The organism is Agrobacterium sp. DSM 25558 (genome assembly GCF_900100825.1).
In the GTDB taxonomy this organism is placed as follows: Bacteria; Pseudomonadota; Alphaproteobacteria; order Rhizobiales; family Rhizobiaceae; genus Agrobacterium.
The window spans coordinates 38,083-51,603 of sequence record NZ_FMUD01000009.1 but is presented as its reverse complement, the minus strand read 5'-3'; the positions used below and the strand labels follow the sequence as shown (position 1 = coordinate 51,603).

The 13,521-nt window shown below is 57.5% G+C and carries 11 protein-coding genes; 4 read left to right on the top strand and 7 right to left on the bottom strand.

Translation table 11 applies throughout. The annotated features are described in order from the left end of the window. Positions 1–91 precede the first annotated feature (91 nt). From DSM25558_RS10035 to DSM25558_RS10025, 3 genes are read left to right on the top strand one after another with little or no spacing between them, the layout of a single operon-like run. Positions 92–1,738: an ABC transporter ATP-binding protein gene (locus DSM25558_RS10035; protein WP_077104307.1), complete on the top strand. Its 1,647-nt coding sequence runs from the start codon at positions 92–94 to the stop codon at positions 1,736–1,738. Beyond that, on the top strand, positions 1,735–2,415 hold the full coding sequence (locus DSM25558_RS10030; RefSeq protein ID WP_077104305.1) for an RraA family protein: 681 nt from the start codon (positions 1,735–1,737) through the stop codon (positions 2,413–2,415). Before DSM25558_RS10035 ends, DSM25558_RS10030 begins: the two co-directional genes overlap by 4 nt. Further along, positions 2,415–3,980: a gamma-glutamyltransferase gene (locus DSM25558_RS10025; RefSeq protein WP_077104303.1), complete on the top strand. Its 1,566-nt coding sequence runs from the start codon at positions 2,415–2,417 to the stop codon at positions 3,978–3,980. Before DSM25558_RS10030 ends, DSM25558_RS10025 begins: the two co-directional genes overlap by 1 nt. Positions 3,981–4,023: 43 nt before the next feature. Here the strand turns inward: DSM25558_RS10025 and DSM25558_RS10020 are convergent, their stop codons facing one another. Both DSM25558_RS10020 and DSM25558_RS10015 read right to left on the bottom strand, forming a co-directional pair. Beyond that, positions 4,024–4,395, bottom strand: a complete 372-nt coding sequence (locus DSM25558_RS10020; protein WP_077104302.1) for a DUF4406 domain-containing protein — start codon at positions 4,393–4,395, stop codon at positions 4,024–4,026. Further along, positions 4,389–4,985 (bottom strand): NUDIX domain-containing protein, encoded by a 597-nt coding sequence (locus DSM25558_RS10015; protein WP_077104300.1) that lies wholly within the window; start codon positions 4,983–4,985, stop codon positions 4,389–4,391. The genes DSM25558_RS10020 and DSM25558_RS10015 overlap by 7 nt, the downstream gene beginning before the upstream one ends. 61 nt (positions 4,986–5,046) lie before the next feature. Between DSM25558_RS10015 and DSM25558_RS10010 the strand changes: the two genes are divergently transcribed. Further along, on the top strand, positions 5,047–5,811 hold the full coding sequence (locus DSM25558_RS10010; protein ID WP_103585938.1) for a DeoR/GlpR family DNA-binding transcription regulator: 765 nt from the start codon (positions 5,047–5,049) through the stop codon (positions 5,809–5,811). Between the two features lie 18 nt (positions 5,812–5,829). Here DSM25558_RS10010 and DSM25558_RS10005 read toward each other — a convergent pair whose 3' ends face one another. The 5 genes from DSM25558_RS10005 to DSM25558_RS09985 all read right to left on the bottom strand — a co-directional run bounded on the left by DSM25558_RS10005 (position 5,830) and on the right by DSM25558_RS09985 (position 13,458). Further along, on the bottom strand, positions 5,830–9,021 hold the full coding sequence (locus DSM25558_RS10005) for an autotransporter domain-containing protein (protein ID WP_077104296.1): 3,192 nt from the start codon (positions 9,019–9,021) through the stop codon (positions 5,830–5,832). A 164-nt stretch (positions 9,022–9,185) separates the two neighbouring features. Beyond that, positions 9,186–10,136: a sugar-binding transcriptional regulator gene (locus DSM25558_RS10000; RefSeq protein WP_077104294.1), complete on the bottom strand. Its 951-nt coding sequence runs from the start codon at positions 10,134–10,136 to the stop codon at positions 9,186–9,188. A gap of 20 nt (positions 10,137–10,156) precedes the next feature. Continuing rightward, a complete protein-coding gene (locus DSM25558_RS09995; RefSeq protein ID WP_077104292.1) occupies positions 10,157–11,623 on the bottom strand; it encodes an FGGY family carbohydrate kinase in 1,467 nt (488 codons plus the stop codon). 69 nt (positions 11,624–11,692) lie between these two features. Further along, positions 11,693–12,649, bottom strand: coding sequence for a transketolase family protein (locus tag DSM25558_RS09990; RefSeq protein WP_077104290.1), 957 nt, complete (start codon positions 12,647–12,649; stop codon positions 11,693–11,695). After that, on the bottom strand, positions 12,646–13,458 hold the full coding sequence (locus DSM25558_RS09985) for a transketolase (protein ID WP_077104288.1): 813 nt from the start codon (positions 13,456–13,458) through the stop codon (positions 12,646–12,648). The genes DSM25558_RS09990 and DSM25558_RS09985 overlap by 4 nt, the downstream gene beginning before the upstream one ends. Between the last annotated feature and the right edge of the window lie 63 nt (positions 13,459–13,521).

Genomic DNA, 13,521 nt, shown 5'->3' with positions numbered 1-13,521 from the left:
AGGACACCCTCAAGGATATGGCGTTCGCGGAGTTCCGCGAAAGTCTTCCAGAAATTCCGGCTGTCCTTGAGAATACAAAGGCGAAGTGACCATGAGTGATGTGCGGCTGTCGATCGATCATCTCAGTGTTCCGCTACCGCAAGGCGCAGATCGCGGCTTTGCCGTGGAGGATTTGTCGCTCTCGGTGGCCAAGGGCGAAATCCTCTGTATCGTCGGTGAATCCGGTTCCGGCAAATCCTTGACGGCGCTCGCCGCCATGGGATTGCTGCCGCGCAATCTGGGCAAGCCCACTGGAGAGGTGAGGTTCGAGAATAAAAATCTGCTTACCATTGACGACGCGACAAGGCGCGGCATCACCGGCCGTAGCATCGCCATGATCTTTCAGGAGCCAACTGCCGCCCTCAACCCTATCTTTAGGATCGGCAAGCAGGTTTCGGAAGCGTTCCAGGTTCATACGTCTCTGTCAAAAGCAGAGATCAAGGAACGTGTCATCAGGCTGTTTCAGGAGGTGCATCTCCCCAACCCGGAACAGATTTTCTATTCCTATCCGCACCAATTGTCTGGCGGACAATGCCAACGTGTCATGATCGCCACGGCTCTGGCGCTTGATCCTTCGGTACTGATTGCCGACGAGCCGACGACCGCGCTCGATGTAACCACGCAGGCGCAAATTTTGAAACTGATGCTGGAATTGCGTGAACGGCACGGCACGGGCATCATTTTCATCACGCATGATTTTGGCGTGGTGGCGGAGATCGCAGATCGCGTTGCCGTTATGCAAAAAGGCAAGCTGATTGAAATCGGCACGCGAGATGAGGTCCTCAATCATCCGCAGGAGGACTATACGAAGCGCCTGCTGGCGGCCGTCCCCACGCTGACGCCGCGCAAAGAACGGGAAGGGCTGGGTTCGCCTGTCCTCATTGCCAAAAACATCATCAAGACGTTTTCACGCTCTGGCCTGTTCGGTGCAGGGCGCGTCGTCAAGGCTGTCGATGACGTCGATATCACCATTCGCCGGGGCGAAACGCTTGGGCTTGTCGGCGAGTCCGGTTCGGGAAAATCGACGCTGGCGCAATGCGTGATCCGTCTCGTTCAGCCTGAGAGCGGCGATATCGTCATCTCCGATGGCGACTTCTCTGGGCTGCGTGGCAAAGCGCTGCGTGACGCGCGCCGCAAGGTGCAGATCGTCTTTCAGGACCCCTACACCGCGCTCGATCCACGCCAGCGCATCGGCGATGCCATTGCCGAAGGCCCCATCGTTCACGGCCTCGATTCCAAGGCAGCCATGGTCCGGGCACTCGATTTGCTGGAAGCCTGCGGCCTGGACCGGGCGTCGGCAACACGCTTCCCGCACGAGTTTTCCGGCGGACAAAGACAACGCATCTGCATTGCCCGCGCTCTTGCCGTGGAGCCTGAGCTCCTCATCGCAGACGAGTCTGTTTCGGCTCTCGATGTTTCGGTGCAGGCACAGGTTCTCGATCTTTTGGCCAAAATGCAGGAACGGCTTGGCTTTGGCATTCTATTCATTACCCACGATCTGCGTGTCGCGAGCCAGATTTGCGACAATATCGCGGTCATGCGCCACGGTCGCATCGTGGAGCGTGGTGATCCCGCATCACTTTTCGGCGCGCCGAAAGACGCTTACACCAGAGAATTGCTTGCTGCGGTTCCGGGCAAGGGCTGGCAGCACAAGCCGGTCTTGCAGGATGCCAGCATATCCCCAGAGGAAACCCTATGAGAAAATACCATATCGGCGCTCAGCCTGCGCAGATCGATTCCGATCTGAGGAAAAGATTTGAAGCGGTTGAAGTTGCCACCATCGGACATTTTCGCCACCGCGGCTTCGTTCATCATGCGATCACCCCGGTTGTCGAAGTCGGCCGCACGCTGGTTGGCACGGCCGTCACAGTGGCTATTCCCGCGACGGATTCGACTTTGCTCCATCACGCCGTCTCCGTCATTCGCCCCGGCGATTTTCTGTTCGTTGACCGGTTGGGAGACGACCGCCACGCCTGTATCGGTGGTGGCGTCGCTTTCGCTATCAAAACGGCGGGCGCGATTGGCGTCGTCATCGATGGGCCGTGCACGGATGTAGAAGAAATCATCGAACTCGGCATGCCCCTTTGGTCGCGCGGCGTCTCCGGTATCACCACTCGGCTGAATGATCTTGGTGGCTCGCTGAACCTTCCGATCTCCTGCGGCAATGTACCTGTCATGCCCGGTGATGTCGTGATTGCCGATGCCAGCGGTATCGTCGTCATCCCGATTGGTGAGGCCGAAGAGGTGTTGCAGGAGGCCGAGGCCAGACAGGCGCGTGCGGGTCGAAACAAGGGCAAGATCGAGGCTGGTGAAAAGCTCGGCGATCTCTCAGGCGCAAGCCGAATGGTTGCCGCCGCGCTTGTGGAGGCCAAGTGATGGAGAACCCACAATTCAATCATCTGCGTGTCGAACGCAGTACGACGCGCAAAGTCGCGGGCGTCAGCGCGCGGGGTGTCGTCACCTCTCAGCACTACGTCGCAGCAGAAGCAGGTGCCGCAGTCCTTCGTGAAGGCGGCAATGCTGTCGACGCGGCGGTCACGGCGGCATTCACCCTTCAAACGGTCGAGCCATGGATGACCAGCCTTGCCGCCTGCGGCTATATGCTGGTGGCCCAGCCGGATGGTACCGTTGAGACGATCGAGTTCACCGGTCGCGTTCCATCGTCCTTTGATACCGTTTTCTACAGGCCGGACCCTGGTATCAAGACCTTTATCGGTCATCCGGCATCCGTTGAGAACCGCAATGTCGATGGCTTTACGGCCGCCGTCGTTCCCGGTTGCGTGCGCGGTTTTGCGCAGGCGCTGAAGCGACATGGAACGATCAGGTTCGATGCCGCACTTGCACCCGCCATTGAAAGAGCACGTCAGGGGCTGGTCGTTGACTGGCATACGACATTGGCCATTGCCATCGCTGCATCGGATCTCGCCAAGGATGAGGGTGCCCGATCTGTTTTCTTGCCCGATGGTTTTCCGCCCGAGCCGGGAACCATCTTACCCTTGACGGCGCTGGCCCAAACTCTGGAAACATTAGCGAATGAAGGACCTGATGCGCTTTACGGCGGCTCAATCGGTACGCAACTGATCGCGGATATGCAGACCGGCGGCAGCTTCATGACGCTTGAGGATTTGGCGGCCTATGAGCCACTGATTTACCGGGCACGCAGTATGACGTTGCAAGACAAGACCGTCCACGTGGCAGGCGAGACGAGTGCGGGGCAGCGCCTGTTCGACGCTTTGTCCTTCTTCGATCAGAAGCGTGGCGTCGGCCCGGTGGATGCGGATTTCTTCACGACCATGTCGCAGGCTCTATGGGAATCATTCAGCGCCCATCGCCGCAGGCTGAACCCGGCAGAAACGACGAACAAGACCAGCACAACGCAGGTTAACGCCGTGGATAGCGAAGGGCGTATGGTGGCGATTACCTTCACGCTGCTCAACCGCTTCGGTGCGCGTGCGCTTTCACCTTCGACCGGCATATTGCTGAACAATGGCATGTCCTGGTTCGACCCCACGCCGGGCCGAGCCAATTCGTTGACGCCAAATGCCTATGCCCCCAGCAACATGTGCCCCGTCGTCGTCACAGATGCGAATGGCACTTTCGCGGCATATGGCGCTGCTGGCGGTAATCAAATCGTACCATCTCTCGCTCAATTAACGGGCATGATCGTCCATGCCGGCATGGATATCGAAGAGGCCATGAACACGCCACGCATGACGACGGGACCGCATAGCGATATCATCGTCAACGTGGATATGCCCGCTGAGTACATCGAAGCTTTGGCGAAGATCGCCAAAGTCAGACCTGCGGCGCAGGTGGTGTTTCCAAGGCCATTCGCTGCACCGGGCATGATCGGTAGGCGAGGCGACAGCTTTGTTGGCATGCCCGACACGACTTACCCTGCCGCTTACGCGGCAACTGTTGAGACGCAATCCCTATCGTGAATCCATTCAGACGCCGTGATGCGTCGTTCGCGAAAGGACCGTTTCACTCCAACGCGACTTCGTTTGCAGACGGAACATCTGCGATATCGAAATAGACTGGAAGTCCTCTTTCGCGGGCCAGACGAACATCATTGTCTGCCCCGCGACTTTCGCCCGGCAGACGAAGCACGGCATCGCAGATTTGGATCAGCCGTTGGGCCGTCGGGTAGAAGATTTGCTCGTAAAGATCGTCGCCTACCTCTTTGCCGCCCGCCGTGTGCCAAACTGGCTGAGCCACCCATTCGCCTATCATGGGGATATGCCCGGCCTGAAACAACGGCCATGAAGCCTGTTCCAGTACCCTCTGGTTCGCTCTCATCTTTTCCGGATCGTCACCCGTTCCGGAACGATAGGGACCTGCGATCAAAATCAGCATGACGAAACCTTTTTCCGTAACAGTCTGATGGTCAGGTGCTGCAAAAGAATGATCGTTTTGGCATCGCGGATGTCGCCGTTTTCGATCATGTTTATGGCTTCCGTCAGTGGAATTTGCAGCACGTCGATGTCCTCGCCTTCGTCAGCGGAGCCGCCGCCTTCACCAACCTTGTCTTTGTCGGAATATTCGCCTTCGAAGAAGGCAAGATACTCCGTCACGGAGCCGGGGCTCATGTAAATGTCGAAGAGGTGGGTCAGCGCCGATACGTCGTAGCCGGTCTCCTCAATGAGTTCGTCCTGCATCCGGGTTGCCGGTTCAGCTCCCTCAAGAAGGCCCGCAGGGGTTTCGATCAGAAACTCAAGCGCTCCATTTACGAATGCAGGCAACCGGAACTGCCGTGTCAGCAGCACCGTGCCTTTGTCCTTGTTGTACAGCAGGCACGTTGCTCCGTTGCCGCGGTCATAGGTCTCCCGTTGCTGGCGCTGCCAGGTGCCATCGCGCAGGCGAAGATCGAATTCGTATTTTGTCAGGCGTCCCCAATCATCCGCCAGAATGCGCTCGGATACGAGCCTGTAGTTGCTATCGCTCATCGGTGTCCTCATTTACTTTCGTGCATTTTCGTGTAAATTCGTGTAGAGTCAAGGATGAAAAATGATGTTGGTTGACGAGAGAAAAGCACAGCTCCTGCAACTGCTGGCACAGACCGGGCGTGTGATTGCCACGGATGAGAGCCAGCGAATGGGCGTGTCCGAAGACACGATCCGTCGGGATTTGCGAGAGCTGGCCAGGGATGGGCAATTGAAACGGGTGCACGGAGGAGCCGTCCCCCTCTCTCCAGCCGTGGCGAATTATTCAAGCCGGATACATATCTCCGATGCCGAGAAAACAAATGTCGGCAGGTATGCGGCGGGAATGATCGAGGACGGGCAACTGGTCTTTCTGGATGGCGGGACGACAGCGGTTCAGCTTGCCCGCAGTCTGCGCCAGGATTTACGCGCCACAATCGTTACCCATAGCCTCAACGTGGCTCTAGAGTTGGCAACCCACCCCCATGTGACAGTGGAAATCATTGGAGGGCGCTTGTTCCGCCACTCCGTCGTCACGGTCGGTGCTGCGACTTTGTCTTGGTTGTCGCGATATCGGCCAGATATCTGCTTTATAGGAGCAACAGGGGTGCATCCTAATCAGGGCATTACGACTGGTGACAGCGAAGAGGCCGAGGTTAAACGCTTCGTGGTTTCGATGTCGGGAGCCGCCTATATCCTTGCATCATCGGAGAAAATAGGGGCCGTGTCGTCATTTGAAATCACGGAATTCCAGAACGTCGATGGTATCATCACGACATTGCATGCGGATGATGCGGCTATCGCCAGTCTCGAAAAGCTAGGATGCAATGTCATTATTGCCAATGGATAAGGTGCGGCTGGCCGCATATTAAAAATCAATCGACAAGTTTGCGTGTGCCGTATTCGACTGGAACCCGCCGGTGAATTCGCCGGAATAGGTTAGCGATAGGCGAGCGGATTTGGAAAGGATGGCTGTAATACCTGCCTTCAACACAAGCGAATTTTTTGGAATTGTAATTCCTTCGAGGATGAACGGGGAGCCACCCGCGAAGCTGGTCAGCAAATCTGGCGTTAAATCGCCTGCGGCGTGACGCCAACCTATCGTGCCAGAAGCGACGACTGGTAGATCGCTGGTCTGCAAGGCGGTGGACCAGCGTATACCGAGGGTCGACATGGACACATCGCTGCTGCCTCCCGATGCCGACAAAGCCGCTGCTCCGCCACTTTCATTGAAATCATCGGTCTCAAGGCTGATGTAAGACAGATTGGCGAAAGGCTTGAGGCTGAAACTCTCTCCCTCCAGCTTCCAGGATATATCTCCGAACACCTGTGTGGAGGCGCTGTCATATTTGGCGTCAAGCTGGTCGGTGAATGTGCCAAACGCGATCTCGCGCTGTGTCGATACCTCGTTCTTCGTGTGAATTGCACCGCCGACGACATTCAAAGGGCCAATATCGCCCGCCGTATAAAGGCCTATATGATAGGAATCGGCGCTGGCTTGAGGTTGCGCCGCAAGATGGCCGTATCCCATGACGCCACCAAACCGCCAATGATCGGAAACCGCTATGTCGGCTCCAAAAAATGTAACGGCGGTCTTGGTATCAAACGCTCTGGCATTACCGTCACTAGCAAAATCGTTTTGAGCCAGGATGCCCGAGGTCCAGAAGTGGGTATCATCAACAGATACAGATGTCCGCTCATCCAGAGCGTACATCTGGTCGAGGATGGCCTCCCGGGAAAATTGGCTGTCTTTTATAAAAGCACTCTTGAGCGAGGAATGGATTTCTCCGTTTAGCTGCGAGAAGGCGCTTTGCGCGGTCTGGATATCCAGCGGCAATATTGCCGAAAACAGCGTATTCGTAACACCAAAATCTTCAACTGCCGCAGCAGTTGCACCATCATTTGCCGTCAGCGCAACGTCTTTAAACCGAACAGCATTGCGATCGAGGCTAAGATCGACGCTGCTGCTGCCATAGGTAAGTGTCGGGGATAGGAAGGCAAAGTCGCTGTTAATGCTGTCGAACGTTCCAGTGATGTTGTTGGCGGTCAGGATCGTATAATTCGTTGAGAACCCATAGGTGCTCGAGGCAGCGCGGATATCCAAAGTGCCGCCGTTAATGTCTATCGTTCCTGCGTTGATCCGATCGGACAGACCATTGGCATTGATGTCGAGCTGATAGGTCGAGCCGGTATGGAACGTGAGATTTCCAGTGACGTCGAGCGTCGCGACGCCGGGTCCGGGAGAGAGGATGCCCCCTGCATTTACGGTCAGCCCCCCAGACACACCACTGCCGGACAAGAGGCCGCCGTCAAATATGTCGATGGTACCGGCAATCGTTCCCTGATTGACGAGTTCACCGCCTGTAATGGCTGCTCCTCCGGCGATCGTCCCGGTATTGGAAAAATAGCCATCAGTATTCACTAGAGAAGCAATGGTGCCGTCATTTGCGGCTGTTCCCGCATTCGTCACCGTGCCTGCCGTAGCGCCGTTGTTGTTCGTGAATATTCCTTGTTTGCCGATCTCGACATTGGCAAGCCTCGCGTTGTTGACGATCGTTCCTCCGTCAATCTTCGTCGTCCCCGTAACCTCACCACCACCGTTATTGGTAAAGAGCCCGCCGTCATTTTGCAGAGACGCTATAGTACCCGCATTGGTAACCGTGCCTGAATTGCGGATAGCGCCAGCTGTTGCACCAGCGTTGTTGACGAAGGCGGCAGCGGCTGCAACGTCGGCGTCCGTAACAACGAAATTGTTCGTGACCGTTCCGCCATAGACTGTGGTTGCGCCGGTCACCACGCCTCCGACATTGTTCGTGAAGGTTCCGGCATCATTCTGAACCGAAGCGACGGTACCGGCGTTCGTTACTGTGCCGGAGTTTCTGACATCGCCCGCGGTCGCGCCGGTGTTGTTGACGAAAGCCGCCGCCTCCGCGACGTCTACATCCGTCACGACAAAGTTGTTCGTCACCGTCCCACCGGAAACCGTCGTCTTTCCGGTGATCTCGCCGCCACTATTATTGGTGAAGTTTCCTGCCGTGTTGGACAGGGAGGCAATAGAGCCGGCATTCGAGGCGGCTCCTGCATTTGTCACGGCACCAGCAATAGCATTCGTGGTGTTGGTGAAGGTGCCGCCAGTCCCGATCTCGACATCGTTCAGTTCTGCATTGTTTGTAAGGTTGCCGCCAGAAATGGCTGCGAGGCCTGTCACCACACCGCCTGTGTTGTTCGTAAAGTTTCCTGCATCATTTTGAAAAGATGCTATCGTCCCGGTATTCGTAACCGAACCGGAATTTCTGATAGCGCCAGCTGTTGCACCAGCGTTGTTGACGAAGGCTGCGGCCGCCGCAACATCCGCGTCGGTCACGACGAAATTGTTCGTCACCGTTCCACCGGAAACGGTGGTTTTCCCGGTGATGGTTCCGCCCGCATTGTTTGTAAAGTTGCCTGCCGTGTTCGTCAGCGACTCAACCGTGCCAGCATTGGAAGCCGTGCCGGCATTTGTCAGCGCGCCCGCGGTGCCTGAGCTGTTGTTGGCAAAGGTTCCGCCTGATGAAACGGACACATCGCCCACCGTTCCGTTGTTGGAAAGCGCAGTCCCGACGCCCACGGACGCACTGCCTAGAGCCCCATTCACCGTTACATTGCCGTTGTTCAGATTTAGTTTGCCGTTCAACGTGCCGTCAATGCCGAGACCTCCGCCATTGAGATCCACATTCGAGTTCAGCACACCACCTGCATTGATGCCGACGCTGCCTGACGTGATGGTGCTACCGCTCGTTACCGTCAGCGCACCGGTGTTGGTAACGGTGACATTGCCGCCGTTCACACCGAGCTGGTCGATTGTGGCTTCATTCGTAACTTGCGGCGAGCCGGTATTCACCGTTGCCGTATCTGTTTCACCTGGAAGGTTCGGATTCCAGTTCGCCCCTTCGCTGAATTCATTGTTGGTAGTGCCTGTCCAGACGGACTGACTGAAGGAAGGCGTCGTGAGGGCGAGCGAGACCAGTGCTGTGAACAAGCCGAGGCGCCGGGAGAATTCCGGAAGCAGTTGTTGGTTCATTCGCTAACCAATGCTAAGAGCGCCAGCCTGCATCGGCGGACGGTTAATAACGTCTAGCGGATCATGGTTAATTGCGTGTTAAGCAGCAGGTAATCAACCTTGGCCGCCAGTCCGACGGCGGGCCAAGCTAGCCCTTCAGGGCCTTACGCCCTGTTGAACTGCCATCACGTCGTCAGGCGCTCGGCGGTAAACTTGTCCGTTACGAGCATGTCGATGACGCCGATGCGAAGTGCGCCGGCGATTGCTGCGGTTTTTTCACGGCCCCCAGCTAGAGCAATCACGCGCTCGACTTTCGAGAGGTCTTCGAGCGAAATGCCGATCACGCGTTCGTCCAGCGGCGTTTTGACGAGATTTCCATCCTTGTCGAAAAAACGTAACGAGACGTCGCCAACCGCGCCGGCTTCCGCCAGATCCGCCAGCTCGCGCGCGGAGAAGATATTGCCTGAGCGTGCCAGAAGCTCTGAAGGTTCGACAGCCCCGATGCCGACGATTGCCAGCGAAATGCTGCCGAAAAGGTCGAGCGTATCGCGGACGAACGGATCGCCCATCATCAGCAGCTTGGCTTCACGAGATGTCGTGACGCCCTGGACGGACAGAAGTTTTGGCTCCGCGCCGGTCAGCTTGGCCAGTCGCGTCGTCAGTTGTGTGGCGTGGGTTTGCACCGAGGGGTCACCCATACCACCAAGCGTCTGCACGACATATTTCGCCTGCGCGCTTTTCTGCGGGTGGATGTTTTCGACCATTTTAAAGATCGTCTGGCTCCAACTCGAAACACCGATAATTTCGCCGGGTGTCAGGGTAATTTCCAGAAGATGTGCCGCTGCCTCGCCAATCCGCGCCATGATCGCTCCGTCCCGGTCCTCGGAACAATCGACGACGACGGCTTCTGGAAGATTATAACGCTCACGCAGAGCCTGCTCCAGATCGGCATAGGTGCCAGCTGGCGGGATGACCGTGGTGCGCACGATATCTTCCGCTTCCGCACGCTTCAGCATCCGCGAAACGGTTGCCTGCGACAGACGCAGATGTTGCGCAATGTCGGCCTGGCGCTTGTGCTCGATGTGATACATCTGCGCGACGCGAGAAATCAGACGGAGTTCATTGAGTCGTCCCATCGTCACTCCATGGTGAATTTTTATTCACCTTTATCGAGTGCCGGTTGAAACGTCGAGCGAGCAATTGCATCATTCCACGCTTCAACACGTTTCAAGCTATCAATTCCGGTTGGTTCTATGGTGGTGGTGATGCGCGGGAGTGCCGATATCGCTTGGACATCTGCCCACATTCCAAGAGACAGGCCAGCAAGATGGGCAGCGCCCAACGCTGAAACTTCCGGTGCCTCGCTCTGAATGACCGGATGCGCCAAGGCATCCGCCACCGTCTGCATCAGAAACCGGTTCTGGCTCGGTCCGCCATCCACATGCAGAGCACCAAAGCGTGTCTGTGTCTGGCTTTGCATGGCTGCGAAAACATCTCGAACCTGAAAACCGATGGAATCCGTTACTGCCCGTGCCATCTGCGCGCGGGTGGTATTGAAATCGATCTGGGAGAAGAGGGCGCGCGCCTGCGAATCCCAATGGGGGGCACCAAGGCCAACAAAGGCGGGAACGAAGCCCGGTCCGTTCGGCTCGGCAGTGGCGGCAAGATCGACAAGGGCTGCGACATCTGGCAGCCCCAGAATGGCCATCATCCAGGGCAGGCTGGCGGCCGATACCAGAATATTGCCCTCGAATGCGAATGTCGGCACGCCGCCGATGCGCCATGCAACGGTGGTGGTGATACCGTGTTTCGGTGCCAGAAACTCCGGCAATGTTGTCATGACCGAAGAGCCGGTGCCGAATGTCACCTTGGCGTCTCCGGGGTTGAATGCGCCGTGTCCGAACAGAGCGCCATGACTATCGCCGATTGCTGCGCGGATTGGCGTGCCATCGGCCACACCGGGAAGACCGCGTGTGACGCCGAAGTCGCCGGAGCTGTCGCGCACCTGCGGCAGGGCGTCTTTCGTAACGCCGAACAACGCGCACAATTCCTCGCTCCAGATCTGCTGCTTCAGATCGAACAACTGGCTGCGGGCAGCATTTGAGGCATCGCAGGCATGCAGCGTTCCGCCCGTCAGGCAGTGAATCAGCCAGCTATCGATCGTGCCGAGGCGAACGGCGCGTCCCGCCGGCGCGCGGTCCAGCAGCCAACGCATTTTGGGTCCGGGAAACATGGGGTCGAACGGCAGGCCGGTGATGGATTGCACATTCTCCAGATGTCCGGCCTCGATCAATCTGGCGCAGTCAGCGGCTGTGCGGCGGCATTGCCAGCTGATAACGGGCGCGAGCGACTGCCCGGTTTCGGCATCCCACATGGTCACGGATTCGCGCTGGTTGGAGATGGCGAGCGCTTCGATCGTGACGCCTGGTGATGCGCTCAAACAGGCTTCGACGGCCTCGCAAACCGATTGCCAGATACGGTCTGCACTCTGCTCCACCCAGCCGGGTTGCGGGTAGGAAATGCCGACCGGGGAAGTGCCACGCGACAGAACAGTGCCGGTCTCGGCAACAAGCACTGCCTTGGAATTTGTGGTGCCCTGATCAATTGCGAGAATGGCGCGCATGATGGTGTTTTCCCTGCGTTCATAAAAGCCGGGCCGCCCTTCAACGGCCCGGGCAGTAGTCTGAATGGCTTACTTGCGCTTGAGAAGAGCTTCCGTCGCATCTGCAATGGCAGCAGGTGCCATACCGAATTCGTCCAGGAGGAATTCTGCCGAGCCGGTGGGCGCGAAGATGCCGGGAACGCCCAGACGCTTCATCGGAACCGGCGCATGATCGACTACTACTTCGGCAATCGCGGAGCCGAGGCCGCCATAGATCGAGTGTTCCTCGGCCGTCACGATTGCGCCGGTCTCATTGGCCGCCGCGATGATCGCGTCTTCGTCGATTGGGCGAACGGTCGCCATGTTGAGCACGCGCGCATCGATGCCACGGGTGGCTAGAATGTCGGCAGCCTTTATCATCCGGTGCGTCAATGTTCCGTTGGCGATCAGCGTCACATCGGACCCTTTTCTCAGAACGTTGGCACGGCCGAGTTCGAAGACGTGACCCTCCGGCAAGAGGTCCGGAACGCCGACGCGCGACAGCCGCAGGAAGCATGGGCCGGCGTAGCTGGCAGCCCATTCGATGGCTGCTGCCGTTTCGATCCTGTCACAAGGGGCGATAACCGGCAGGTTCGGCAGCACGCGCGTCCAGGCGAAGTCTTCGATGGAATGGTGCGTCGGTCCAAGGTCGCCATAGGCCATGCCCGAGGAAATGCCGACCAGCTTCACGTTGACGTTGGAATAGGCGAGGTCGGCTTTGATCTGTTCCAGCGCGCGGCCGGTCAAAAAGCAGGAGGCTGCGCAGACGAAGGGAAGGCGGCCGCCATTGGCAAGACCTGCGCCGACGCCGATCATGTTCTGTTCGGCAATGCCGACATTGATCAGCCGTTCAGGAAACTTGGTTTTGAAACCGCCAAGCTTGGAAGAACCAACGGAGTCGTTGCAGACGGCAACCACGGTATCGTCATTGGCGGCCAGCTTTTCCAGCGTTTCGGCAAAGGCGTCGCGGCAATCGTAGAGTTTCGGGCTTGATACGGGTGCGTTCATGATGATGCCTCCGACAGTTCGCGCATGGCGATGTCATATTGTTCCTTGCTCGGCACCTTGTGATGCCAATCGACCCGGTCCTGCATGAAGGAAATGCCATGGCCCTTGTTGGTGTGGGCGACGATGCAATGGGGGCGTGAACCGCGATGTTCGAATGCCGGGACGATCTGCGACATGTCGTTGCCGTTGATTTCCGTCACCTCCCAGCCGAACGCTTCCAGCTTTGGACGCAACGGTGCTATATCGTTCGTGTCGGATAAGGATGCACCCTGCTGGAAGCGGTTGTGATCGATCGCCAGCGTCAGATTGTCGAGACCAAATTGCGCGGCCGACATGATCGCTTCCCAGTTGGAGCCTTCCTGCATCTCGCCGTCACCGGTGATCACATAGGTATGGTAATCGGCACCGGACAGTTTCGCAGCCTTCGCCATTCCCACAGCAACCGGCAGGCCATGACCGAGCGGACCTGTATTGGTCTCGACGCCGGGAACCTTGTTGCGGTTCGGGTGGCCGTTCAAGCGCGAGTGGGGCTTGAGAAAGGTCGAGATTTCGTCTTCGGGAATGAAACCGCGCTTGGCCAAAGTCACATAAAGCGCGCATGCCGTGTGTCCTTTGGACAGGACGAACCGATCGCGATTGGGATCCTGTGGCGCATCCGGCGAAACACTTAGGACGTGGAAATATAACGCCGTCAACATGTCGATGACCGACATCTCGCCACCAATATGTCCCGCGCCAGCCTCGAATACGGCCTGCAAATCGCGCCGGCGAATCTGTCGGGCGATGAGCTCAAGCTCCTTCAGCTGCATGTCATGTCTCCCTGAATAAATATTCACTAATAGATATATTTGCACATTCGCCTGATTAGTCAA